We start from the raw sequence: 24,781 nt of genomic DNA, 5'->3' as shown, positions 1-24,781 counted from the left end.
GGATGAGCACCAAGGACTTCATCGAGAAGGACTTCTACAAGGTCCTCGGCGTCCCCAAGGACGCCACCGAGGCTGAGATCAAGAAGGCGTACCGGAAGCTCGCCCGCGAGTTCCACCCGGACGCCAACAAGGGCAACGCCAAGGCCGAGGAGCGCTTCAAGGAGATCTCCGAGGCGAACGACGTGCTCGGCGATCCCAAGAAGCGCAAGGAGTACGACGACGCGCGCGCCCTGTTCGGCAACGGCGGCTTCCGCCCCGGGCCCGGCGCCGGCGGCTCCTTCAACTTCGACCTGGGCGACCTCTTCGGAGGCGCGGGCAGCACCACCACCCAGGGCGGAGGCTTCGGCGGCGGGCTCGGTGACGTCTTCGGGGGCCTGTTCAACCGCGGCGGCACCGGTGCGACCCGCACCCAGCCGCGCCGCGGCCAGGACATCGACACCGAGGTGACGCTCAGCTTCACGGAGGCCATCGAGGGCGCCACGGTGCCGCTGCGGATGTCCTCCCAGGCGCCCTGCAAGGCCTGTTCGGGCACCGGCGACAAGAACGGCACACCGCGCGTGTGCCCGACCTGCGTCGGCACCGGCCAGGTCGCGCGGGGCTCGGGCGGCGGCTTCTCGCTCACCGACCCCTGCCCCGACTGCAAGGGCCGCGGCCTGATCGCCGAGCACCCCTGTGCGGAGTGCAAGGGCAGCGGACGGGCGAAGTCCTCGCGCACGATGCAGGTCCGCATCCCGGCGGGTGTCACCGACGGGCAGCGGATCCGGCTGCGCGGCAAGGGCGCGCCCGGCGAGCGGGGCGGACCGGCGGGCGACCTGTACGTGGTCGTGCACGTCGGCGAGCACCCGGTGTTCGGCCGCAAGGACGACAACCTCACGGTCACCGTGCCGGTCACGTTCGCCGAGGCCGCCCTCGGCGGAGAGGTCCGGGTGCCGACCCTCGGCGGCCCGGCCGTCACCCTGAAGCTGCCGCCCGGCACGCCCAACGGCCGGACGATGCGCGCCCGCGGCAAGGGCGCGGTCCGCAAGGACGGCACCCGCGGCGATCTGCTGGTCACCGTCGAGGTGCGTGTCCCGAAGGACGTGTCGGGGAAGGCTCGTGATGCGCTGGAGGCGTACCGCGAGGCGACCGCGGACGAGGATCCGCGGGCGGAGCTGTTCGAGGCGGCGAAGGGAGACTGAGAGAGATGGACGGCCGTCGACGTAACCCGTATGAACTGACCGAGGAGACCCCGGTCTACGTCATCTCGGTGGCGGCCCAGCTCTCCGGACTCCACCCGCAGACGCTGCGCCAGTACGACCGCCTGGGCCTGGTCTCCCCGGACCGGACCGCCGGGCGGGGCCGGCGCTACTCGGCCCGCGACATCGAACTGCTCCGCCAGGTGCAGGCGTTGTCGCAGGACGAGGGCATCAACCTGGCCGGAATCAAGCGCATCATCGAACTGGAGAACCAGGTCGTCGCGCTCCAGTCCCGCGTCGCGGAGCTGGAGGCGGCCCTGGACGGCGCGGCGGCCGCGATGCAGCAGCGCGAGGCCGCCGTCCACGCCTCCTACCGCCGCGACCTGGTGCCGTACCAGGAGGTGCAGCAGACCAGTGCGCTGGTGGTGTGGCGGCCGAAGCGCCAGCAGCACGACTGAACTGGCCGAAACTGTGCGGAGCGTTCGAAGGGGCCGGGAGACGGGTGACGTCTCCCGGCCCCTTTCGCGTTCTTTGCCTCCTCGTGGACTCCCCTTGGGTGCAGAGTCCGTAAAGGGTGTTTGAAGAGGGTTGCGCTCCTCCTTCACAGGTGAAGCGGAGCGTGGTGTTGCGCACTCGTTAAGTAGTTCTTCTTGACGCCGGGTGTGCCCTCCGCGTTGGCTTTTCAGACACCTGCAACGCACCCGAAGTGAGCCCTCGCATGCGCCGTATCGCCATAACCGTGGCCGCATCCACGATGACCCTCTCGCTTGCCGGCTGCGGCATGCTGAACGCGACGGGGAGCGGGGCGAGTGCGAGCCCGAGCAAGGGCAACGACCTGACGGTGGGCCTGCTGCTGCCGGAGACGACGAACACCCGCTACGACAAGTTCGACTACCCCATCATCAAGTCCCAGGTCGCCGAGCTCACCAACAAGCAGGGCAAGGTCGAGTACGCCAACGCCGGCGCGGACGCGTCCAGACAGAGCCAGCAGCTGCAGACGATGATCGACGACAAGGTCGACGTCATCCTGCTCGACGCGGTCGACGCGCACGCGATCGCCCCCGAGGTGAAGAAGGCCAAGGACGCGGGCATCCCCGTCATCGCGTACGACCGGCTCGCCGAGGGCCCGATCGACGCGTACGTCTCCTTCGACAACGAACTGGTCGGCGAGGTGCAGGGCCGCAGCCTGCTGGAGGCGCTGGGCTCGCACGCCGACACCTCCGACAAGATCGTCATGGTGAACGGCTCGCCCACCGACCCGAACGCCAAGCAGTTCAAGCAGGGTGCGCTCTCCGAGCTGACCGGCAAGGTGACGATCGCGGCGTCGTACGACACCACCGACTGGAAGCCGGAGAACGCCGAGGCCAACATGACCAAGGCGATCGGCGAGATCGGCAAGAACAACATCGCCGGGGTCTACTCCGCCAACGACGACATGGCCGGCGGCGTCATCAAGGCCCTGGAGGCGGCCGGCGTCACCCAACTGCCGCCGATCACCGGCCAGGACGCCTCGCTGGAGGGCGTGCAGCGGGTGGTGGCGGGCGAGCAGTACATGAGCGTCTACAAGTCCTACCCGGACGAGGCCCAGGCCGCGGCCCAGATGGCCGTCGCCAGGGTCCAGGGCAAGGACATCCAGTTCGACGCGCTCACCCAGGACAAGGTGGACAGCCCCACCGCCAAGAGCATCCCGGCCAAGCTGATCCAGCCGATCGCGCTGACCAAGAGCAACATCAAGTCGACGGTCGTCGCGGACGGCATCTACACGGTGGACGACATCTGCACGGTGAAGTTCAAGGCGGCGTGCACGGCGATCGGTCTGAAGTAGCGGGCACAGCCCCGTCCGTTCGTCTCCCCGACGTTCGTCTTCCCGCACGGGCGAGAGCCGGAGCCCGGTCGATATTCGGGCATAGCAGCCGTTTGCGGCAACCCCGTCGGGGTGAGCCGTGTTGCGGACCCGGTCGGCGCCGCGCATAGTTGCGCTGCGGAAGTGGCAGCACACCGGGGGTGAAATGGGCGATGGCCGGGCGCGGGGCGGAGGAGCATCCACACGGCGCCGACCGACTGTGCGCGGCCGGCGACCGGTTGTATTCCCGGGCCGTACGCCGCGGGCGGGTGCCCCGCGGTGACGTCGAGACGGTGCCCTGCCTGCTGGAACTGGCCCTGCTGCACCCGGACCCGGACGACATGGACTGGCTGGTGCCGACCTCCCCGCAGGAGGTCATGACCCGGCTGCTGCGCGGGGTGTACGACGAGGTCAGCGCGAGCCAGCGCCGGATGGGCTCGGCGGTGGCCGCGTTCGAGTGGTACGCCGGGCTGGGCCGCCAGCTGCACGCGCTGACGGGCCCCGCCGAGGGCAGCGCGATCCGCGTCCTGGACGGACTCTCCCGGATCCAGGCCGCGATGGACGAGGCGACCGAGGCGTGCACGGCCGAGGTGCTCACCGTGCAGCCCGGCGGCATCCGCCGCGAGGCGGAACTGACGGAGGGCCTGCACCGCGCCCTGGCCCTGCGCGGCCGGGGCGTGCGCATGCGCGACCTCTACACCCACGTGGCCCGCCACGGCCAGGGCCTGCTCAACTACCTGGAGCTGATGGGCGACACGGTGGAGGCCCGCACCCTGGACGAGGTGATCGACCGGCTGATCCTCTTCGACCGCACGGTGGCCTTCATCCCCGCCAACACCGACCGCACGATGGCCCTGGAGCTGCGCCATCCCGCGCTGGTGGAATACCTGGTCACGGTCTTCGAACGGCTCTGGCGCCTCGCCATCCCCCTGACGGCCCCGCTCCCCGACACCGGCATCGAGGGCATCTCCCACCGTGAGCAGTCCATCGCGGCACTGCTGGCCGAGGGTCACCAGGACGCGGTGATCGCCGAACGCCTCGGCATCAGCGTCCGCACCTGCCGCGCCCACATCGCGCGCCTCTCGGAGACCCTGGGCGCGGTCAGCCGCACCCAACTGGGCGTCCGGATCGCCCAGGTGGGCCTGGACGTCCACCGGCCCGGCCCGCCGTCGGCTCCGGCGGCCTTCACCACTCCCGACCAGGAATCCCCGACGGTGCGCTGAGACGGCCGGGTCGCGCTCTCCCCGGCCGTCACCGCTCCCGGTCGAGGATGCCGGACTGGGCGATGAGATAGCCGAGTTGGGCGCGGCTGCCGCTGCCGAGGGCCTGCGCCAGCTTGGCGATGTGGGCGCGGCAGGTGCGGACGTTCATGCCCAGGCGGCGGGCGATGGCCTCGTCCACGTGGCCCTCCACGAGGAGCTTGGCGATGGAGTGCTGGATCTCGGTGATGCCGTCGGGTGCCGTCTCGTAGCGGCCGCCCGCGCTCAGCGGGACCGCCCGGTCCCACATGAACTCGAACACCTTGATGAGGTAGCGGACCAGGCCGGGGTGGCGCAGTTCCAGCGCGACCTGCTGGTCGTCCCGGGTCGGGATGAAGGCGACCGTCTCGTCGCAGATGATCAGGCGTTCCACCAGCTCGTCGATGGAGCGGTACTCCACCTTGCCGTCGGAGAGCTCCGCCGCGTAGGCCAGCTTCTCCGGGCTGTAGCGGGCGGTGTGCTGGTACAGCGTCCGGATCCGCACGCCCCGCTCTATGAGCGGTCTGTCGCGCTCCAGCCCGCGCAGCACGCTGCGTTCGGAGACGCGGTCGCTCGGCTGGACGGTCAGCATCTCCGCGTGGCACTGGGCCGTGGCCAGGTTGAGCGCGGTGTTGATGCGGTCTCCGCCCTCCAGCACCGTGATCGAGCCGCCGCCCTGCGCCGACTGGCCGTTGATGGACATGAACGGCTCGAAGGCGGTGGCGATGTCGGTGGCCAGCTGGCGGCGCTCGGTGATCTCGCGCTCGAGGGGGTTGAGGCGCTGGGCGAGGGCGAGGGCCGGCGGCACGGGGCGCAGCCGGTCCGGATCGTCCGGATCGGGGTGCAGCAGGGCGAAGTCCATCAGGCAGGGAGCGGGTTCCGCTTCCGCGCGTGTGATCCGCCCCGCCCGCAGTGCGGCCGCATACAGGCGGCTGCCTTCTTCGCACAGCTGGTTCATGGGGTGGGGATGTGTCGCTTTTGAGTGATTCGTGGTCAAATCTCCACCCCCCAGGGTCCTGAACATGCAGGAACATGATGCACCGATTGTGTGGCCATGACGTGCCCGAATGAGCCATCGTCGTACGTGACGGGGGAAAAGGGGACCTTCAAGTGAGGACGAAGCCGATTATGCGTAACAGACTGCTTCGCTCGGTGCTTGTCGCCGCCTTCTCCGCCGTTGCAGCCCTCGGCGCCCTGAGTGGCTTCGCCGCCGCCGGAAAGAGCGAGGTTCGAGCGAACAGCACCTGGCCCGCGGTGGTCGCGAGCCCCGCGAACAGCACGTGGCCCGTGGCGGCCGCGAGCCCGGCGAACAGCACGTGGCCCGCGGTGGTCGCGAACTCCGCGACCGACGGCGCCGGGAGCTGACGTGACCACTCCACCCGACGACCGATCCTTTCGCCGCGAGATGGCCACGGCCTACCGCTCCGGCTGGCACTTCATCGACCTGGTCACCGCCATCCCCCACAGCGGCGACTCGTTGATGGTGACGGTGTTCGGAGAGCCGGTGGTCGTGACGCGGGACGAGGACGGCGATCTGCGGGCGTACCGGTGCCTGCGCAAGCCGCGTGGCGCGCCCCAGCCGGTGCGCTGTGCCATCCGGTACGGAATGATCTTTGTGAATCTGGACCAGCGGGACCACCGGCTTGCCGAGCCGGCGGAACCCGACCTGCGAACCATCTCGGCCACCCCCCGCAGTGCCTGACGCGATTCCCCCGTCGTAAAACATCGCTCAGGTGCTTCCCCCCGCAGCGGCGTCACCGTGACCTGAACACGGTGACGCCGCTGTCGTTTGTGGGGATATTTCGGGGTATAGGCGCGCTTCCACGGTGGCTGAAAATATTCGGTCATCTCACCCGCGGCCCAGCGCTCGCTCGATCGCGATCTCGATCACCACACGCGCCGGATTCGGCCCCGGGGTCCGCTCGTAGCGCTCGGCGTAGCGCCGTACCGCCTCCGCGACCCGCTCCGGTTCCGTCCGGACCCGGGCCCGCCCCTCCAGGGTGGCCCAGCGCGGGCCGTCCACCTGGCACACCGCCACCCGGGCGCCCGCCGCGCCGGCCGCGCGCACATGCCGCACCTTCCTGCTGGTCCCGTTGGTGATGATCCGGGCCAGTCCGGCCTCCGCGTCGTACGTCACGCCGACCGGCACCACGTGCGGGCTGCCGTCGGACCGGAGCGTGGTCAGGGTGCACAGGTGGCGTTCCCGCCAGAACGCCAGGTACTCCTCAGGGTGCTTCGCCATGCCCGCAACCTAGTCCCCGTACGGCCTCCCGCCTACCTTGAGCGGAATAGACTCAACTTTGTGTACGCTGACTAAGTCAGCACTGGAGAGAGAGTCGCGCAGGAGGAGAACGGACACGTGGACGCCGAGCTGACCAACAGGAGCCGGGACGCGATCAACGCGGCGAGCAAGCGGGCCGTGACCGAGGGGCACCCGGACCTCACCGCCGCGCATCTGCTGCTGGCATTGCTCCAGGGCCAGGACAACGAGAACATCACCGACCTGCTCGCCGCCGTCGAGGCCGACCAGGCCGCCGTGCGCTCCGGGGCCGAGAAGATCCTGGCCTCGCTGCCGAGTGTGGCCGGATCCACCGTTGCGCCGCCGCAGCCGGACCGTGAGCTGCTGGCGGTGCTCGCCGACGCCGGCGAGCGCGCGAAGGAGCTCGGCGACGAGTACCTGTCCACCGAGCACCTGCTCATCGGCATCGCCGCCAGGGGCGGCCGGGTCGCCGAGGTGCTCCGGGCGCAGGGCGCCGAGGCGAAGAAGCTGCTGGAGGCCTTCAGGAAGGCCAGGGGAGGACGCCGCGTGACCACCGCCGATCCCGAGGGCCAGTACAAGGCCCTGGAGAAGTTCGGTACCGACTTCACCGCCGCCGCCCGCGAGGGACGGCTGGACCCGGTGATCGGCCGGGACCAGGAGATCCGGCGGGTCGTGCAGGTGCTCAGCCGCCGCACGAAGAACAACCCCGTCCTCATCGGCGAGCCCGGCGTCGGCAAGACCGCCGTGGTCGAGGGGCTCGCCCAGCGGATCGTGAAGGGCGACGTGCCCGAGTCCCTCAAGGACAAGCGGCTGGTCGCGCTCGACCTCGGCGCGATGGTGGCCGGCGCCAAGTACCGGGGCGAGTTCGAGGAGCGGCTGAAGTCCGTGCTCGCCGAGATCAAGGACTCCGACGGCCAGATCATCACCTTCATCGACGAGCTGCACACGGTGGTGGGCGCGGGCGCCGGCGGCGATTCGGCCATGGACGCGGGCAACATGCTCAAGCCCATGCTCGCCCGGGGCGAGCTGCGCATGGTCGGCGCCACCACGCTGGACGAGTACCGCGAGCGGATCGAGAAGGACCCGGCGCTGGAGCGCCGCTTCCAGCAGGTGCTGGTGGCGGAGCCGACCGTCGAGGACACCATCGCCATCCTCCGCGGCCTGAAGGGCCGTTACGAGGCCCACCACAAGGTGCAGATCGCGGACAGCGCGCTGGTGGCGGCGGCGGGCCTCTCCGACCGCTACATCACCTCCCGCTTCCTGCCCGACAAGGCCATCGACCTCGTCGACGAGGCCGCCTCGCGCCTGCGCATGGAGATCGACTCGTCCCCCGTCGAGATCGACGAACTCCAGCGCGCCGTCGACCGGTTGAGGATGGAGGAGCTGGCGATCGCCAAGGAGACCGACCCGGCCTCCGTCGCCCGCCTGGACAAGCTGCGCCGCGATCTCGCCGACAAGGAGGAGGAGCTGCGCGGCCTGACCGCCCGCTGGGAGAAGGAGAAGCAGTCCCTCAACCGGGTCGGCGAGCTGAAGGAGAAGCTGGACGACCTGCGCGGCCAGGCCGAACGCGCCCAGCGCGACGGCGACTTCGACCGTGCGGCCAAGCTGCTCTACGGCGAGATCCCGACGCTGGAGAAGGAGCTGGAGGAGGCCTCCGAGGCCGAGGAGGAGGCCGCCAAGGACACGATGGTCAAGGAGGAGGTCGGCTCCGACGACATCGCGGACGTCGTCGCCGCCTGGACCGGCATCCCGGCCGGCCGCCTGATGGAGGGCGAGACGCAGAAGCTGCTGCGCATGGAGGACGAGCTCGGCAAGCGCCTCATCGGCCAGAGCGAGGCCGTCCGCGCGGTCTCCGACGCCGTACGGCGCTCCCGCGCGGGCATCGCCGACCCGGACCGGCCCGCCGGTTCCTTCCTCTTCCTCGGCCCGACGGGCGTGGGCAAGACGGAACTCGCGAAGGCGCTCGCCGACTTCCTCTTCGACGACGAGCGGGCCATGGTCCGCATCGACATGTCGGAGTACGGCGAGAAGCACAGCGTGGCCCGCCTGGTCGGGGCGCCCCCCGGCTACGTCGGCTACGAGGAGGGCGGCCAGCTCACCGAGGCCGTCCGCCGCCGCCCGTACACCGTCGTGCTGCTGGACGAGGTGGAGAAGGCCCACCCCGAGGTCTTCGACATCCTGCTCCAGGTCCTGGACGACGGCCGGCTCACCGACGGGCAGGGCCGCACGGTCGACTTCCGCAACACCATCCTGGTGCTCACCTCCAACCTGGGCAGCCAGTACCTGGTCGAGCCGACGACGAGCGAGCAGGTGAAGAAGGAGCAGGTCCTGGAGACCGTCCGGGCCTCCTTCAAGCCGGAGTTCCTGAACCGGCTGGACGACCTGGTGGTCTTCTCCGCGCTCGACACGTCCGAGCTGGAGCGGATCGCACAGCTCCAGATCGACCGCCTCGGCCGGCGGCTGGCCGAGCGCCGGCTCACCCTGGACGTCACGCCCGAGGCGCTGGCCTGGCTCGCGGAGGAGGGCAACGACCCGGCGTACGGCGCCCGGCCGCTGCGCCGTCTGGTCCAGAGCGCCATCGGCGACCGGCTCGCCCGGGAGATCCTGTCCGGCGAGGTCAAGGACGGCGACACGGTACGGGTGGACCGCTTCGGCGAGGGCCTGCTGGTGGGCCCGGCCACCGGCAAGACGCTCGACAGGGCCTAGCGAGGGGGGAATGCCGGCCCTGGGCTGACACGGGTCCGGCGGGGCTTGCCTCCCCCCTCCCCGGATGGGGGAGGATGGCGGAATCCAATGAAGGGAAATTCACGGTGAGCATCGACCCGTCCTCGATTCCGAACTTCGGGGGCCAGCCCGAACCGCAGCCCCAGGGACCGGCCGGCCCCGTCCTCCCGGATCAGGACCTCGTGAAGCAGCTCCTCGACCAGATGGAGCTGAAGTACGTCGTCGACGAGGAGGGCGACCTCGCGGCTCCGTGGGAGCAGTTCCGCACGTACTTCATGTTCCGCGGGGAGGCCGACCAGGCCGTCTTCTCGGTGCGGACCTTCTACGACCGCCCCCACAAGATCGACGAGAAGGCCCAGCTGCTGGAGTCCGTCGACGACTGGAACCGCCGCACCCTGTGGCCCAAGGTCTACACCCACACGCACGACGACGGCACCGTCCGCCTCATCGGCGAGGCGCAGATGCTGATCGGCACGGGCGTCGACATCAACCACTTCGTCTCCTCGACGGTCAGCTGGGTGCGGGCCGCGATCGAGTTCGACAAGTGGCTCGTCGAGCAGCTCGGCCTGGAGCCGGACGCCGACCAGGCGGACCAGGGCGAGCAGGGCGAGGCGCCCGAGGACGGCGCGGAGTAGTCCTCCGGCGGTCCTACAGCGGCGCGTCCGCGTACACCAGCAGGTACGCGCCGTAGAGACAGCTGAACCCGGTCAGGGTCGCGACCAGCACGGTCGCGTGCCAGGGCCGGGTTTTCGCCATCTGGGCCAGGCCCCGGGCGAGCGGCAGCAGCAGCGGGAACGCCGGCAGCAGGAACCGCGGCTTGGACTCGAAGAAGCCCGACCCGCCGAGCGCGACCAGCAGCAGCGCCCCGCTGAGCACGAGCAGCGGCAGCGGGGCACGGTCCAGCAGGAGCAGCGCGTACAGCACCGTCCCGGCCGCCACGGTCAGCAGCGCGATCGTGAACTCGAACCGGCCGCCGTGCGCGAGTATCACGTGCACGGAGTGCAGCGAGCCCCGCCCGAAGTCGAACGTCGAGCCCCACGCCCGCTGCACCTCGAAGTAGCCGCCCGCCAGGTCGCCCTCGCAGCGGCCGACCCACAGCACGTACGCCGTCCAGCCCAGCGGGGCGAGCGCCGCGCCCGTCCACAGCCTGTGGGAAACCCGGGAGAGGTCGCCGCGCCGCCGCCACACCTGGCAGCCGGCCGTGATCAGTACGGCCGCGGCGACCGCGAACCCGTTCGGCCGGGCCAGCCCCGCGAGCGCCGCCAGGGCGCCCGCCCACAGCCAGTTCCCGGCCAGCACCGCGTACAGCGCCCAGGCCGCGAGCGCGGTCAGCACCGGCTCGGTGTACGCCATCGACAGCACCACCGAGTGCGGCAGCAGGCCCCACAGCAGCACCAGCGCGATCCCGGTCGCCCGGCCGTACAGCCGTGCGCCGACCGCGTGGATCCCGGCGGCGGCCGCCATGGCCGCGGCCCACGAGACCAACAGCCCGGCGGCGCCCCCGCCCAGCGGCAGCACCGCGGTCAGCGCCCGCACCAGCGCCGGGTACAGCGGGAAGAACGCGCGGTCGCTGTGCACGCCCGGCGCCGGGGAGGGCAGGTCGTGGCCGTAGCCGTGCCCGGCGATGCCCAGGTACCAGACGGAGTCCCAGGACCGCCCGAGCAGCGCGAGCGGGTGCCGGCCGGCGTGCTGGGCGACCAGCGTGAGCACGGCCGCGCCGACCAGCCGGGCACCGAGGAAGAGACCTACGGCGACGAGACGCTGCGCCTGCCTGGGCATGGCGAGAACGGTGCTGACGGTGCGGACGGGACTGGCGGTGGTCACATCTGAGCACCCTGCGCGACAGTGCCGTTCGGCCGTGCGGTGACGCGCCGAGGGTCCACCCGCCGTCGCCCGTCTGCGGGCCCGCCGCGACGCTCCGCGCGGCTGCCCGGCCCGGGCTTCCTACATCCCGCGCAGGCGCCGCGCCGCCTCCCGCAGTACGTCCTCCTTCTTGCAGAACGCGAACCGTACGAACGGCGCCCCGGCCTCCCGGTCGTCGTAGAAGACCGCGTTCGGCACGGCCACCACGCCGGCCCGTTCGGGCAGGGTGCGGCAGAAGGCGAAGCCGTCCTTCTCGCCGAGGGGGCGGATGTCGGTGGTGATGAAGTACGTGCCGGCCGGGGCGAAGACCCGGAAGCCGGCCGCCGTGAGGCCCTCGGCGAGCAGGTCGCGGCGGGTCCGCATGGAGCGGCGGAAGTCCTCGAAGTACGAGTCCGGGAGGGCGAGGGCCTCGGCGACCGCGTACTGGAAGGGGCCCGAGGAGACGTACGTCAGGAACTGCTTCACCGAGCGCACCGCGCCGACCAGTTCGGGCGAGCCCGTCACCCAGCCGACCTTCCAGCCGGTGAAGGAGAACGTCTTGCCGGCCGAGCCGATGGTGACCGTGCGCTCGCGCATTCCCGGGAACGTGGCGAGCGGCAGGTGCTCGGCGTCGTCGAAGACCAGGTGCTCGTAGACCTCGTCGGTCACCACCAGCAGGTCCCGCTCGACCGCCAGCTCGGCGATCGCGGTCAGCTCCGCGCGTGTGAGGACCGTGCCGGTCGGGTTGTGCGGGGTGTTGATCAGCAGGAGGCGGGTGCGGTCGGTGACCGCCGCGCGCAGTTCGTCCAGGTCGAGGCGGAAGCCGGTGTCGTCCGGGCGCAGGGTCACCGGGACGCGGCGGCCGCCCGCCATGGCGATGGACGCCGCGTAGGAGTCGTAGTACGGCTCCAGGGCCACGACCTCGTCGCCCGGCTCCAGCAGCGCCAGCATCGAGGCCGCGACGGCCTCCGTGGCACCGGCCGTGACCAGCACCTCGGTGTCGGGGTCGAAGGAGAGCCCGTAGCGGCGCCGCTGGTGTGCGGCGATCGCGGTGCGCAGCTCGGGGATGCCCGGGCCCGGCGGGTACTGGTTGCCCCGGCCCTCGCGCAGCGCCCGTACGGCGGCCTCGCGGATCTCCTCGGGGCCGTCCGTGTCGGGGAAGCCCTGGCCGAGGTTGATCGCTCCGGTCGCGGTGGCGAGCGCGGACATCTCGGCGAAGATCGTCGTCCCGAACTCGGCGAGGCGGCGATTGAGGTGGGGGCGCGCGGTGGAGGTCATGCCGGTCATCCTGCGCCCAAGCTCTGGACTTCCTCAACTCTGCTTTGAGCCCCTGGGCGGCCGGGCATCCCCCGTTCACCGCGGTCCACGGGGGGCCGGTGCGGGGCAACGGAAAACCCGGGGGAACGGAAAGAGGGTGACGCCCATGGGCATCGTCATCGTGGTCGTGCTGGCAGTCGTCGGGTTCATGACCGTAGGGGCGCTGCGGAGCCGGGCCAGGAGCCGGCGGGCGCAGGTGTCGTTCGGCAAGCGCGGCGGCCGGTCCCGGTCGATCGGCTCGTCGTCGTCCTCGGCCGGTTACGCGGGCGGCGCGAGCTGGTGGGCCGGTGACTCGGGTTCGTCGTCCTCGGGAAGCCACGGCGGACACCACGGCGGCCACCACTCGTGCGGCGGCGGCCACCACTCCTGCGGGGGCGGGCACTCCTGCGGCGGGGGCTCCTCGTGCGGCGGGGGCGGATGCGGGGGAGGCAGCTGACACGGGGCAGCTGAGCTTCCCGGGTTACGGGGGGAACGCAGTTCCGGGGGGATCGCGGGGGATTCCGGGGGAATACGGGGGAACCCCTCCGGTGCGCACCACGGGCGCCCGTCGGCGAAGGCAGCCGACGGGCGCCCGGCCGTTGTCCGCGCGCGCCAGGCGTACGCCATGGTTGAACAGTTGAGCAGTGGAGCCCTCTGAGGGATGGAAACCCCACGAAGTTGGGTAAAAACGCTGTGGTGGCTGCTCTGTTCATGATTCCCTCTAAAACGCCAACGCAGCCCCTCGGGCGTCCCGCGGACTCCCTCCCCCGGCCGGGGCGGCCGGGACGCCGACCTGGCTGACGTGGCTGATCTCCCCCTCATCGTGTGTTAGCGGAGCCGATCCATGCTCACGACCCTGAACACCTCCTACACCGATACGCGCGCCGCCGACCTCGCCTGGACCCTGGGGCGCGAGCCGCTGCCTGCCCTGGCCACACTCGACCTCGAACTGACCGGCGCCCAGCTCCAGTTGAGACTGCTCGGCGCGTCCCACCAGGTGCTGCTGGAGGAGGAGCACGGCAGTTGTTCGGAGACGGTCGCGTGCATCCCCGGTTCCAGCACCCCGCTGCCGCTCGGCGTCGCCAAACGCGTCGGCGACTGGGAGTACGAGTTCGCCGCCCGCGTCGAACTGCTCACGCCGGGCTCGTTCGCGGGCCGCGCACAGGAGTTGCTCGCTCTCGTCTCGGACCATCCGCACGGCCTCGCGGGCGTCTTCCCGGGCAGCCCGCACGCGTTCACCGCGATGCTCGCGCAGCGGCACGAGGGCCAGGTGCACTGGCGGACCTGGCACGCCTACCCGCAGGACGGCCAGTTGGTGGCCACCCGCACGCGCGTGGGCGTGCGGGTGACGACGCCGACCGCGTGAGGCGGATAAACATGATCGGTCCCAACTCGCCCCAGATCCACACGTGTGGGTGACCAAGCGTGCTGAGCGCGTGACGTAACGTCGCACCGTGATCGAACCGCACGCCCCCGCGCCCCCGGGCGCCCCGCCCCACTGGACAGGCCCCGCCCGGCTGCCCGTGCGGCCCGGGACCGGGCGGTTCCTGGTCCTCGTGTGCGTCTTCGTCTGCGCGGCCTGCGGACTCGTGTACGAACTCGAACTCGTCGCGTTCGCCTCGTACTTGATCGGCGACTCGGTGACCCAGTCCTCCGTCGTGCTGTCCGTCATGGTGTTCGCGATGGGCATCGGCTCGCTCGCCGCCAAGCGGCTGCGCTGGCACGCGGCCGTCGGCTTCGGCGCGATCGAGATCGCCCTCGCGCTCGTCGGGGGCTGCAGCGCGATGACGCTGTACGCCGTCTTCGCCTGGACCGGCGGCTGGGGCGGGATGTGGGCCGACGGCCCCCGCTTCCTCCTGGTCGCCTTCTCGCTCGCCATCGGCCTGCTCATCGGCGCCGAGGTCCCGCTGCTGATGGAGCTGATCCAGCGCATCCGCCGCCAGGACGCGGGCGGCGCGGTCGCCGACCTGTTCGCCGCGGACTACGTCGGCGCGCTGGTCGGCGGTCTGGCCTTCCCCTTCCTTCTCCTGCCGTTTCTCGGCCAGTTGACCGGCGCGCTCGTCACCGGCATGGTCAACGTGGTCGCGGGCGGCGCCCTGGTCCTCGGCCTCTTCCGGCGCGACCTGTCCCGCCGGGCCCGCTGGACCCTGCTCCTCGTCGGCCTCACCGTCCTCGGCGTCCTCGCCTCCGCCGCAGCCCTCACCGGCGACTTCGACCGCGCCGCCCGGCACGCCGTCTACGGCGAGGACGTCCGGGTCGCCGTGCGCACCGGCGTCCAGGAGGTCGTCCTGGCCGGCGGCACCCACGGCCGGCCCCTCGACCTCTTCCTCGACGGCCGGCTCCGCGCCGGCGGCCGCGACGCCCGCCGCTACCACGAGGCCCTCGTCCACCCCGCCCTGTCCGGCGGCGCCCACGCGCGCGTGCTCATCCTCGGCGGCGGCGACGGCATGGCCGCCCGCGAGGCGCTGGACGAGCGCGGGGTGCGCCGGGTCGACGTCGTGGAGATCGACCCGGGCCTGGTCCGGCTGGCCCGCCACGACCCCGGCCTCGCCGCGGCCAACGGCCACGCCTACGACGACCCACGTGTCCACGTCGCCACGGCCGACGCCTTCGACTGGCTGCGCGGGGCGCCCCCGGCGGCGTACGACGCCGTGATCGCCGACCTGCCCGACCCCGGCATCACCGCCGGCGCCAAGCTGTACTCCCAGGAGTTCTACGGCCTCGCCCGCCGCGTCCTCGCCCCCGGCGGCCGGCTCGTCGTCCACGCCGGAGCGGTCACCAGCCGCCCCCGCGTCTTCTGGACGGTCGCCGCGACGCTCCGCGCGGCCGGCTTCGCCACCTCCGCCTACCGGGTCCTCGGCCACGACTCCGGCTTCGCGGCAGGCCCCGACCGCTCGGCCGCCGGCGCCTCCCGCGCCCCGCACGACTGGGGCTTCCTGCTGGCCGCCCCGGCCCCCGCCGCCCCGCCGCCGCTGCGCCTGGACCGCGACGCGCCGCGCACCCTGACCCAGACCGGGCTCACGGCGGACGCGGTGGCGGCCCGGCGCACCCGGATCCCCGGTCTGCCGGCGTCGACGCTGGTGCATCCGCGCTACTGACGGCGGCGCGGGCCGGGACCGCGCTGCGAGGGTACGTTCCGGCCATGCGTGGGTAGGCTCAGCCGACATGGAGCACCAGGTCTTCGTTCCGGTCCCCGCCGAGCGACTGCGGGCCGCGCTGGCCGACCCCGCGCGTGTCGCCCGCGCGATCCCCGGCCTTCAGCAGGACGCCGGTGCCGAACCCGTCGCCGGCCGCCTGAAACTGCGCGTCGGCGGACACTCCGTCACCTACCGCGGGACGGTCCGGATCACGCCCCGCGAGGACGGCGGGTACGACATGGCGGGCGACGCCACCGAGGCCCGCGGCACCGGCACCGTGACACTCGCCCTCACCCTGCGCCTCGCGGACACCGAGGGCGGTACGACGGTCACGGCCGAGGGCACGGCGGACGCGGCCGGCCGGATCGCGGAACTCCCCGCGGACGCGGTGAGTGCGGCGGCCACGCGCCTGCTCGGCCGCTTTGTGGAGAACCTGGGGGCGGAGCGGGAGGAAGAGGTCTGTGCGGGGGAGCCGGAGCCGGAGGGGCGGGAGCCCGGAGCCGGGACCGAAGCCGAGGCCGAGGCCGACGCCGGGCACACCTCGGTCTTCGACACGGAGGTGCCGCCGCCGTCCCTGGACCCCGAGGCGGACCGCCTGGCGGAGGACTTCGCCGACACCGGCGAACCGCCCGCCGAGGCCGCGCACGCCCGCCGCACGATGATCGGCCGCAGCGCCGAGGAGGTCGACCACGCCCCGCCGCGCGGCCGCTACGCCCCGGTCCCGGCCCCCCAGACGGTCACGGGCAACCAGGCCCTGCGCTGGGCGGCCCCGGCGGCGGCGCTGGCCGTGGCGTCGGCGATCGTCGTGACCAGGGCGCTGCGCAGACGCCGGTGAGCCCGGCGGGCCCCGGAGCGGCGCCCAGTACTGTCATCCCGTGAGTAACGAAGACATCACGCTGACAGCGGGCGACGCCCAGGTACGCATCAGCCCTGCCAACGGCGGCCGTATCAGCGGCCTCAAGGTCGGCTCCATGGAACTGCTCCGCCAGGGGGACCGCTTCGGCTGCTTCCCGATGATCCCCTGGTGCGGCCGGATCAGGGAGGGCCGCTTCCTGGACGGCGGGACCGTCCACCAGATGCCGCTCAACTCCCCGCCGCACGCCATCCACGGCACCGCCCGCGACGGCGCCTGGAGCGTCGCCAAGGCCACGGAGAACACGGCGGCGATCACGTACGACCTGGTCGACCCCTGGCCCTACCCCGGCCGGGTCACCCAGCTCGTGGAGCTCGCCGAGGACAGCCTGACCCTGACGGCGGGCGTCGAGGCGACGGCGGACTCCTTCCCGGCGCAGATCGGCTGGCACCCCTGGTTCAACCGGACCCTCGCGGGCGAGGACGGCGCGGCCGGCACGGACGCGGTCCTCGCCTTCGAGCCCGCCTGGCAGGAGGAGCGCGGCGCGGACCACCTGCCCACCGGAAAGCGCGTCGACCGCACGCCCGGCCCCTGGGACGACTGCTTCGGCATGCCCGGCGGCGTCGACGTGACCCTCACCTGGCCCGGCCGGCTGGAGCTGCGGGTGACCAGCCGCGAGGAGTGGGTCGTCGTCTACGACGAGCAGGCCGAGGCCGTGTGCGTGGAACCGCAGACCGGCCCGCCCAACGGCCTGAACACCGCCGCGCGCCTGGTCACCCCCGTGGACCCGCTGGAGGCATCGACGACCTGGAGCTGGCGGCGCCTCTAAGCTGGTCGGCATGACGGACGTACGCGACGCGCTGCTGCAGCAGATCAAGGACAAGGCCGTGGTGCACGGCAAGGTGACGCTCTCCTCGGGGCTGGAGGCCGACTACTACGTCGACCTGCGCCGCGTCACCCTCGACGGCGAGGCCGCGCCGCTGGTCGGGCAGGTGCTGCTGGATCTGACGGCGGACCTGGAGTTCGACGCGGTCGGCGGCCTGACCATGGGCGCCGACCCGGTCGCGGCGGCCATGCTGCACGCGGCCGCCGCGCGCGGGAAGCGGCTCGACGCCTTCGTCGTCCGCAAGGCGGCCAAGGCGCACGGCATGCAGCGCCGGGTCGAGGGCCCGGAGATCGCGGGCCGCCGCGTGCTCGTGGTCGAGGACACCTCCACCACCGGCGGCTCCCCGCTCACCGCCGTCGAGGCCGTGCGCGAGGCGGGCGCGGAGGTCGTCGCCGTCGCCACGATCGTGGACCGCGCGACCGGCGCGGCCGAGAAGATCGAGGCCGGCGCGGGCGTTCCGTACCGGTTCGCCTTCTCGAAGGATGAACTGGGTCTGGACTGAACGGGCGGTTCGACCTGGACTTGACCGGTGCGCCGGCGACGGCGCCGGGTCTGGAAAGATGGGGCCGACGACGGCGTCGAACCCCCCAGGTCTAGGTCAGGGCCTTCACGCACAACGCCAACCCGCAACACAAGGAGCGGACAGATGCCCATCGCAACCCCCGAGGTCTACAACGAGATGCTCGACCGGGCGAAGGCAGGCAAGTTCGCCTACCCGGCCATCAACGTCACCTCGAGCCAGACCCTGAACGCGGCGCTGCGCGGCTTCGCGGAGGCGGAGAGCGACGGCATCGTCCAGATCTCGACCGGCGGTGCCGAGTTCCTCGGCGGTCAGTACAGCAAGGACATGGTGACCGGCGCCGTCGCGCTCGCCGAGTACGCGCACGTCCTCGCCGAGAAGTACCCGGTCAACATCGCGCTGCACACGGACCACTGCCCGAAGGACAAGCTCGACGGGTACGTACGTCCGCTGATCGCGGTCTCCGAGGAGCGCGTGAAGTCCGGCCGCAACCCGCTCTTCCAGTCGCACATGTGGGACGGCTCGGCCGAGACCCTCACCGACAACCTCGCCATCGCCCAGGAACTTCTGGCGCGCACCCAGGCCGCCAAGATCATCCTGGAGGTGGAGATCACCCCGACCGGCGGCGAGGAGGACGGCGTCTCGCACGAGATCAACGACGAGCTCTACACCACGGTCGACGACGCGATCCGCACGGTGGAGGCCCTCGGCCTCGGCGAGAAGGGCCGCTACCTGCTGGCCGCGTCCTTCGGCAACGTGCACGGCGTCTACAAGCCGGGCAACGTCGTGCTCCGCCCCGAGCTGCTGAAGGAGCTGAACGACGGCGTCGCCGCCAAGTTCGGCAAGCAGTCCCCGTTCGACTTCGTCTTCCACGGCGGCTCCGGCTCCACCGAGCAGGAGATCGCCACCGCGCTGGAGAACGGCGTCGTGAAGATGAACCTCGACACGGACACCCAGTACGCCTTCACCCGCCCGGTCGCGGGCCACATGTTCGCCAACTACGACGGCGTCCTGAAGGTCGACGGCGAGGTCGGCAACAAGAAGGCCTACGACCCGCGGACCTGGGGCAAGCTGGCCGAGGCGTCGATGGCCGCGCGTGTCGTCGAGGCGACGAAGAACCTGCGCTCGGCGGGCAACAAGATCAAGTAAGCGGCACCTCTCGGCGGGCCCGGCGGCTGTCTACGGCGCCGGGCCCGCTGTATACCTGGGGACATGCCCGATGTCCGGCTGGCCTCGCCCCGGGGCAAGTGGATCCTGCTCACCACGGTCCTCGGCTCCAGCATGGCCCTGCTGGACTCGACCGTCGTCAACGTCGCGCTGCCGCGCATCGGCCGCGACCTGGGCGCGAGCCTCGCCGCACTCCAGTGGACGGTCAACGCGTACATGGTCACGCTGGCCGGCCTGATCCTGCTGGGCGGCTCGCTCGGCGACCACTACGGGCGCCGGAAGATCTTCGTCGTGGGCGTGGTCTGGTTCGCCGCCGCGTCCCTGCTGTGCGGCCTGGCGCCGAACTCCGCCGTGCTGATCGCCTCCCGGGCCCTGCAGGGCATCGGCGGGGCGCTCCTCACGCCCGGCTCCCTGGCGCTGATCCAGGCCTCCTTCCACCCCGACGACCGCAGCCGGGCGGTCGGGCTGTGGTCGGGCTTCGGCGGCATCGGCGCTGCGGTCGGCCCGTTCCTGGGCGGCTGGCTGGTCACCGGCCCCGGCTGGCGCTGGGTGTTCCTGCTCAACGTCCCGCTGGCCCTGCTGTGCGTACCGGTCGCCCTCCGGCACGTCCCCGAGTCCCGGGACAGCACCGAGCACGGCCGCTTCGACGTCCTCGGCGCGGTGCTGGGCGCCCTGGCCCTGGCCCTGCTGACGTACGCGCTGATCGAGGCGCGGGCGGGCTCGGCGGTGGTGGCGGTGAGCGCGGCGGCCGGGCTGGCCGCGACGGTGGCCTTCGGGTACGTCGAACGGCACCGCCCGGACCCGATGCTGCCGCCGGACGTCTTCGCCTCGCGCCAGTTCACGGCGGTCAACCTGGTCACCCTGTGCGTGTACGCCGCGTTCGGCGGGTTCTTCTTCCTGACGGCGCTCCAGCTCCAGGTGGTGGCGGGCTACTCCCCGCTCGCGGCCGGTACGGCGATGCTCCCGACGACCGCCCTGATGCTGCTCTTCTCGGCCCGTTCGGGCGCCCTCGCGGACCGCACGGGCCCGCGGCTGCCCCTGACGGCCGGCCCGCTCCTGTGCGCGGCGGCGATGCTGCTGATGCTGCGGGTGGGGCCGCACGCCGACTACCTGACGGACGTCCTGCCCGCCCTGCTGGTGATGGGCGCCGGCATGGTCACCCTGGTGGCCCCCCTGACGGCGACGGTCCTCGCCTCGGTGGACACCGCCCGCGCGGGCCTGGCCAGCGGCATCAACAACGCGGCGGCGCGGGCCGCAGGCCTGATCGCGGTGGCGGCGCTGCCGCTGCTGGCGGGGATGGGCCCGGAGGCGTACCGGCTGCCGTCGGCGTTCGACGCGGCGTTCCGGCGCGCCATGCCGATCTGCGCGGGTGTGCTGGTGGTGGGCTCGGCGCTGGCCTTCGCGCTGGTCCGCCGACCGCGTCCGGGGTGTTTGCGACCGGAGTGCCGGACCCATGGGAGTGTGACGGTGCCGCCGCTGGAGGGGCAGCGGTGACCAGGCCGGTCTTCCGGGTGCGGGGCGTGGTGGGTTGCCCGCGCCCGCGCGGCGGAGCCGCATATCGACGCAGGCCCGCGCCCCTTCTGGGTGCTGCGGCGCAGGGAACCGATCAGTGAGCCACACTGGACCCCATGACGATTCACGAGAACCTTCTCGGCGGCCCGCCCCCGACCCACCTCCCCGACGACCCGGAGCCGCGCGAACTCCTCGCGAACGGCGCCGCCCCCGCGGACGTCGCCGCCAAGTACCCCACCTCCTCCCTCGCCTGGGCCCAGCTGGCCGACGAGGCGTTCGAGCGCGGCGCGGTCGTGGAGTCGTACGCCTACGCCCGTACGGGCTACCACCGGGGTCTGGACGCCCTGCGCCGCAGCGGCTGGAAGGGGCACGGCCCGGTGCCGTGGGAGCACGAGCCCAACCGCGGCTTCCTGCGTGCCCTGCACGCCCTCGCCCGTGCCGCGCAGGCCATCGGCGAGCAGGCGGAGTACGAGCGCTGCGCGCAGTTCCTGAAGGACTCCTCGCCGACGGCCGCCCAGACCCTGGGCTGACCCCTACGGGAGTTCCCGGTGTGGCCCGTCTGGCAGCGGACGGGCCTTGCCGTACAGGAGCCGATTACAGAGGATGCGGGTGGGGACCGGGGCCCCCGTGCCGGGATCGGCAGGGGCGGACCGCTACCCGGAGTACAACAGGAGACAGCGATGTCCCAACAGGCTCGCCCCCACGAGGCCGCTGAGCCCGAGACCCCGCATCTCGATTTCCAGGGCACCACGCCGTACGAGGACTACGTCCGCGCGGACGTCCTCACGCACCTCCAGCACACCCTCTCCGACGATCCCGGAGAGATGGTCTTCCTGGTCACGACCCAGGTCATGGAGCTGTGGTTCACGGTGATCGTGCACGAGTGGGAGACCGCCGCCGACGCCCTGCGCGCGGACGACGTCCCGACCGCGATCGCCGCGCTGAAGCGTTCCGTGCGGGAACTGGAGGCCCTGAACGCCTCCTGGACCCCGCTCGCCCAGCTCACCCCCGCCCAGTTCAACTCCTACCGCTCCGCCCTCGGCGAGGGTTCCGGCTTCCAGTCGGCGATGTACCGGCGCATGGAGTTCCTGCTCGGCGAGAAGTCCGCGTCCATGCTCGTACCGCACCGCGGCGCCCCCCGTGCCCACGCGGAACTGGAGAAGGCGCTGCACGAGCCGAGCCTGTACGACGAGGTGCTGCGCCTGCTGGCCCGGCACGGCCACACCGTCCCCGCCGGCGTCCTGCACCGGGACGTCTCCCAGCGCTACGAGCCCTCCGACCAGGTCGAGCAGGCCTGGGCGGCGGTCTACTCCGGCGATCCGGACACCGAACTCGCGCGCCTGGGCGAGGCGTTGACCGACGTGGCCGAACTGGTGTGGCGCTGGCGCAACGACCACCTGGTCGCCACCCGCCGCGCGATGGGCGCCAAGCCCGGCACGGGCGGCTCGGCCGGCGTGGCCTGGCTGGAGAAGCGCGCCCGCAAGAACGTGTTCCCGGAGCTGTGGACGGCGAGGTCCCATGTCTGAGCTTGCCCTGGAAGCGGAGAAACTGGACGCGGCGGACGAGCTGGCACCGCTGCGGGACCGCTTCGTCCTCGGCACCGCGTCTGATCATGCGGCTGACTCCGCGGGCGTGTACCTGGACGGGAACTCGCTCGGCGCGCTGCCCGCCCACGTCCCCGACCGGGTGGCGGACGTCGTGCGCCGGCAGTGGGGCGAGCTGCGCATCCGCTCCTGGGACGAGAGCGGCTGGTGGACCGCGCCCGAACGGATCGGCGACCGGATCGCCCCGCTGGTCGGCGCGGCCCCCGGCCAGATCGTCGTGGGCGACTCCACAAGTGTCAACGTCTTCAAGGCACTTGTGGCGGCGGTGCGGATGGCGGACGCGGCGGGCGAGGCGGGAGGCGAGGGCCGGAGCGAGATCCTCGTCGACGCGACGACGTTCCCCACGGACGGCTACATCGCCGAGTCGGCGGCCCGCCTGACCGGCCGTACCCTGCGCCCGGTGACCCCGGCGGAGGTACCGGGGGCGTTGAGCACCCGTACGGCGGCGGTCCTGCTGAACCACGTCGACTACCGCACGGGCCGCCTGCACGACCTGCCCGGGCTGACGGCCGCGATCCACGCCGTGGGCGCCCTCGCGGTCTGGGACCTGTGCCACAGCGCGGGCGCGCTGCCGGTGGGGCTGGACGAGCACGGGGTCGACCTGGCGGTCGGCTGCACGTACAAGTACCTGAACGGCGGCCCGGGTTCACCGGCGTACCTCTACGTCCGCCGGGAGCACCAGCCCCGCTTCGACTCCCCGCTGCCCGGCTGGAACTCCCACGCCGAGCCCTTCGGCATGAGCCCGTCCTACGCACCGGCACCGGGTGCGCTGCGCGGCCGGGTGGGCACCCCGGACATCCTCTCCATGCTCGCCCTGGAGGCGGCCCTGGAGGTCTGGGACGGCGTCCCCGTCCCGGCGGTCCGCGCGAAGTCCCTCGCCCTGACGGACTTCTTCCTGCGCTGCGTGCGGGCGTACACGGAGCCGGGCCGCGTCGAGTCCGTGACACCCGAGCGCCACGAGGAGCGCGGCAGCCAGGTCGCACTGCGCTGTGCGGATGCCGGTGAGGTGATGAAACGCCTGATCGACAGGGGTGTCGTGGGCGACTTCCGGCACCCTGACGTCCTCCGCTTCGGCTTCACCCCGCTGTACGTCGGCTTCGCCGACGCGGAGCGGGCGGCGCGGATCCTGGGCGAGGAGCTGGCGTAGGCGACGGCCCGGGGGAGGGGGCCGGGACAGCCCCGGCCCTCCCCCCGGGAGGTACGGAACGGCTCCCCCTCACCCTGCGTGACAACCCCATGTCCGCGCACGTCACCGGCCTGATACCGTCCCCGCCAACGGTGAACGCAGAGTTCCCCCTCTGGTCCGCCACACGCCAAACACCTTCCGTCGCTGAGAGGTTGGAGCATGCCGGACGACGCAGCAGCAGCCCGCGCCGCCGCCGAAGAGGAGTCGGCCTTCTCGCACCCCCCGGTCGACCCCGACATCAGCTCCGCGTACGGCGACCACCCCGACCAGGTCATCGACTTCTACGCCCCCCGGTCCACCGCCCCGGACACCCCGGCCCCGCTGGTGGTGGTCCTGCACGGCGGCGCCTGGCGGGCCCGCTACGACCGCACGCACATCACCCCCTTCGCGGACTACCTGGCCCGTAGGGGTTTCGCGGTGGCGAACGTCGAGTACCGCCGGGGTGGCGAGCCTCCCCTGCTCCCGGGGCAGAACACGGGGGCGGACGCGGGCACCGGAGACGGCGCCACCCCCTTGGCGGGTCGCTGGCCGGAGACGTTCGACGACGTGGCGGCGGCCCTGGACGCCCTGCCGGACCTCGTCCGCACCGCGCTGCCGGAGGCCGACCCGCGCCGCACGGTGCTGACGGGCCACTCGGCGGGCGGCCACCTGGCGCTGTGGGCGGCGGCCCGGCACGTGCTGCCCGCGGACGCCCCGTGGCGCACCGCGGGCCCGGCCCTCCTCCGCGGTGTCGTCGCCCTCGCCCCGATCGCGGACTTCGAGGTGGCGGAGAAGCTGGACGTCTGCGGCAACGCGAGCCTGCAACTCCTCGGCGGGCGCGACGTGTTCGCCGAGCGCCGCCCGTACGCCGACCCCGCGCTCCTCCTCCCGACGGGCATCGCGACGACGCTCGTCCAGGGCCGTGCGGACCTGGTGGTGCCGCAGGCGGTGGCCGAGTCGTACGCGGACGCCGCGGCGAAGGCGGGCGAGGTGGCGGGCCTGACCCTGCTGGAGGACGTGGGCCACTTCCCGCTGATCGACCCGGCGGCGGACGCCTGCGCGGTGGTGGCGGAGGAGATCGCCCAACTTGCCTGGTGACGTTGATGGTTGCGCTCCGGACGATCGCCGGGTCCCGCCCCTTGGGGGTCGTTCCCGGTCATACCCGTAATACCTGAGAGCTACCCCGAAGGACCGCTCTCAGGCGGGACGCCGACCACACGCCCCGATCCATAACTTCCTTGCTGGAAAGGCCCGATGGCCGGGCTTTCCGAAAGGAAGCCGACCATGGGGCACCACCTCCCGCACACCCCCGACCCCCGCCTCTCCTCCCGCGCGCAGCCGCCGACGGCGAGTGCGCCCGACGAGGGCCGCCCGCACCCGACGACGCAACAGTCACGCGCGGTGCACGTGGGAAGCACGGCGCCGACGGCGAAGCCGAGGCGGAGGCTGCTCCCGCCGAGACGCCGCAGGCACTGGCGGCGCGCGTTCCTCGCCGCCCTCCTCACCACGGCCATCGCCGCCCCCCTCTCCGCCGCGACCACCCACCCCCGGATCCCGGC

The 24,781-nt window shown here is 72.3% G+C and carries 24 protein-coding genes and 1 pseudogene; 21 read left to right on the top strand and 4 right to left on the bottom strand.

Annotation, left to right across the window (positions count from 1 at the left end; all coding sequences use genetic code 11):
• The first annotated feature begins 2 nt into the window (after positions 1-2).
• The 4 genes from dnaJ to BIV23_RS01370 all read left to right on the top strand — a co-directional run bounded on the left by dnaJ (position 3) and on the right by BIV23_RS01370 (position 4,241).
• Entirely contained in the window at positions 3-1,178 is a 1,176-nt protein-coding gene (dnaJ, locus tag BIV23_RS01385; RefSeq protein ID WP_071378840.1) for a molecular chaperone DnaJ, read from the top strand.
• Positions 1,179-1,183: 5 nt separating this feature from the next.
• Positions 1,184-1,633, top strand: coding sequence for a heat shock protein transcriptional repressor HspR (locus tag BIV23_RS01380; protein ID WP_071378839.1), 450 nt, complete (start codon positions 1,184-1,186; stop codon positions 1,631-1,633).
• A 260-nt stretch (positions 1,634-1,893) separates the two neighbouring features.
• Positions 1,894-3,000, top strand: coding sequence for a sugar ABC transporter substrate-binding protein (locus BIV23_RS01375; RefSeq protein WP_071378838.1), 1,107 nt, complete (start codon positions 1,894-1,896; stop codon positions 2,998-3,000).
• 191 nt (positions 3,001-3,191) lie between these two features.
• A complete protein-coding gene (locus tag BIV23_RS01370) occupies positions 3,192-4,241 on the top strand; it encodes a helix-turn-helix transcriptional regulator (RefSeq protein ID WP_071378837.1) in 1,050 nt (349 codons plus the stop codon).
• Between the two features lie 28 nt (positions 4,242-4,269).
• Here the strand turns inward: BIV23_RS01370 and BIV23_RS01365 are convergent, their stop codons facing one another.
• A complete protein-coding gene (locus tag BIV23_RS01365) occupies positions 4,270-5,214 on the bottom strand; it encodes a helix-turn-helix domain-containing protein (protein WP_071378836.1) in 945 nt (314 codons plus the stop codon).
• 170 nt (positions 5,215-5,384) lie between these two features.
• Between BIV23_RS01365 and BIV23_RS45475 the strand changes: the two genes are divergently transcribed.
• Positions 5,385-5,621: a hypothetical protein gene (locus BIV23_RS45475; protein WP_107471025.1), complete on the top strand. Its 237-nt coding sequence runs from the start codon at positions 5,385-5,387 to the stop codon at positions 5,619-5,621.
• Between the two features lies 1 nt (position 5,622).
• Positions 5,623-5,958, top strand: coding sequence for a Rieske (2Fe-2S) protein (locus BIV23_RS01355; RefSeq protein ID WP_079172852.1), 336 nt, complete (start codon positions 5,623-5,625; stop codon positions 5,956-5,958).
• Positions 5,959-6,105: 147 nt separating this feature from the next.
• On the opposite strand, the gene BIV23_RS01350 is transcribed toward BIV23_RS01355, so the two are convergent.
• Positions 6,106-6,498: a pyridoxamine 5'-phosphate oxidase family protein gene (locus tag BIV23_RS01350; protein WP_071378834.1), complete on the bottom strand. Its 393-nt coding sequence runs from the start codon at positions 6,496-6,498 to the stop codon at positions 6,106-6,108.
• Between the two features lie 117 nt (positions 6,499-6,615).
• On the opposite strand from BIV23_RS01350, the gene clpB reads away from it, so the two are divergent.
• Both clpB and BIV23_RS01340 read left to right on the top strand, forming a co-directional pair.
• Positions 6,616-9,222 (top strand): ATP-dependent chaperone ClpB, encoded by a 2,607-nt coding sequence (clpB, locus tag BIV23_RS01345; RefSeq protein ID WP_071378833.1) that lies wholly within the window; start codon positions 6,616-6,618, stop codon positions 9,220-9,222.
• Between the two features lie 104 nt (positions 9,223-9,326).
• Positions 9,327-9,875: a YbjN domain-containing protein gene (locus BIV23_RS01340; protein ID WP_071378832.1), complete on the top strand. Its 549-nt coding sequence runs from the start codon at positions 9,327-9,329 to the stop codon at positions 9,873-9,875.
• Between the two features lie 13 nt (positions 9,876-9,888).
• Here BIV23_RS01340 and BIV23_RS01335 read toward each other — a convergent pair whose 3' ends face one another.
• On the bottom strand, positions 9,889-11,019 hold the full coding sequence (locus BIV23_RS01335) for a hypothetical protein (protein WP_071378851.1): 1,131 nt from the start codon (positions 11,017-11,019) through the stop codon (positions 9,889-9,891).
• A gap of 165 nt (positions 11,020-11,184) precedes the next feature.
• Positions 11,185-12,369 carry a pyridoxal phosphate-dependent aminotransferase gene (locus BIV23_RS01330; protein ID WP_071378831.1) on the bottom strand — a complete coding sequence of 395 codons (1,185 nt, stop codon included), beginning with the start codon at positions 12,367-12,369 and terminating at the stop codon, positions 11,185-11,187.
• Between the two features lie 136 nt (positions 12,370-12,505).
• Between BIV23_RS01330 and BIV23_RS01325 the strand changes: the two genes are divergently transcribed.
• The 13 genes and pseudogenes from BIV23_RS01325 to BIV23_RS53065 all read left to right on the top strand — a co-directional run.
• Positions 12,506-12,835, top strand: a complete 330-nt coding sequence (locus tag BIV23_RS01325; RefSeq protein WP_071378830.1) for a hypothetical protein — start codon at positions 12,506-12,508, stop codon at positions 12,833-12,835.
• A gap of 387 nt (positions 12,836-13,222) precedes the next feature.
• Entirely contained in the window at positions 13,223-13,744 is a 522-nt protein-coding gene (locus BIV23_RS01320; RefSeq protein ID WP_071378829.1) for a DUF2617 family protein, read from the top strand.
• A gap of 88 nt (positions 13,745-13,832) precedes the next feature.
• A complete protein-coding gene (locus BIV23_RS01315) occupies positions 13,833-15,476 on the top strand; it encodes a polyamine aminopropyltransferase (protein ID WP_071378828.1) in 1,644 nt (547 codons plus the stop codon).
• A gap of 67 nt (positions 15,477-15,543) precedes the next feature.
• Positions 15,544-16,350, top strand: coding sequence for an SRPBCC domain-containing protein (locus BIV23_RS01310; protein WP_071378827.1), 807 nt, complete (start codon positions 15,544-15,546; stop codon positions 16,348-16,350).
• 40 nt (positions 16,351-16,390) lie between these two features.
• A complete protein-coding gene (locus BIV23_RS01305) occupies positions 16,391-17,197 on the top strand; it encodes an aldose epimerase family protein (RefSeq protein WP_071378826.1) in 807 nt (268 codons plus the stop codon).
• Positions 17,198-17,207: 10 nt separating this feature from the next.
• Positions 17,208-17,756 (top strand): orotate phosphoribosyltransferase, encoded by a 549-nt coding sequence (pyrE, locus tag BIV23_RS01300; RefSeq protein ID WP_071378825.1) that lies wholly within the window; start codon positions 17,208-17,210, stop codon positions 17,754-17,756.
• 144 nt (positions 17,757-17,900) lie between these two features.
• Positions 17,901-18,923 (top strand): class II fructose-bisphosphate aldolase, encoded by a 1,023-nt coding sequence (gene fbaA / locus BIV23_RS01295; RefSeq protein ID WP_071378824.1) that lies wholly within the window; start codon positions 17,901-17,903, stop codon positions 18,921-18,923.
• 63 nt (positions 18,924-18,986) lie between these two features.
• Positions 18,987-20,435 (top strand): MFS transporter, encoded by a 1,449-nt coding sequence (locus BIV23_RS01290; protein ID WP_071378823.1) that lies wholly within the window; start codon positions 18,987-18,989, stop codon positions 20,433-20,435.
• A 134-nt stretch (positions 20,436-20,569) separates the two neighbouring features.
• Positions 20,570-20,983: a DUF3151 domain-containing protein gene (locus BIV23_RS01285; protein ID WP_071375180.1), complete on the top strand. Its 414-nt coding sequence runs from the start codon at positions 20,570-20,572 to the stop codon at positions 20,981-20,983.
• Between the two features lie 150 nt (positions 20,984-21,133).
• Positions 21,134-21,979, top strand: coding sequence for a tryptophan 2,3-dioxygenase family protein (locus BIV23_RS01280; RefSeq protein ID WP_071378822.1), 846 nt, complete (start codon positions 21,134-21,136; stop codon positions 21,977-21,979).
• On the top strand, positions 21,972-23,204 hold the full coding sequence (gene kynU / locus BIV23_RS01275) for a kynureninase (protein ID WP_071378821.1): 1,233 nt from the start codon (positions 21,972-21,974) through the stop codon (positions 23,202-23,204). The genes BIV23_RS01280 and kynU overlap by 8 nt, the downstream gene beginning before the upstream one ends.
• A 198-nt stretch (positions 23,205-23,402) precedes the next feature.
• Complete coding sequence (locus tag BIV23_RS01270) at positions 23,403-24,320, top strand: alpha/beta hydrolase (RefSeq protein ID WP_071378820.1); 918 nt, start codon at positions 23,403-23,405, stop codon at positions 24,318-24,320.
• A 186-nt stretch (positions 24,321-24,506) separates the two neighbouring features.
• A pseudogene (locus BIV23_RS53065) lies at positions 24,507-24,781 on the top strand (hypothetical protein); the annotation flags it as partial.

The sequence above is a fragment of the Streptomyces monashensis genome (assembly GCF_001866665.1).
GTDB lineage: Bacteria > Actinomycetota > Actinomycetes > Streptomycetales > Streptomycetaceae > Streptomyces > Streptomyces monashensis.
This window is presented reverse-complemented; position numbering and strand designations above follow the sequence as displayed.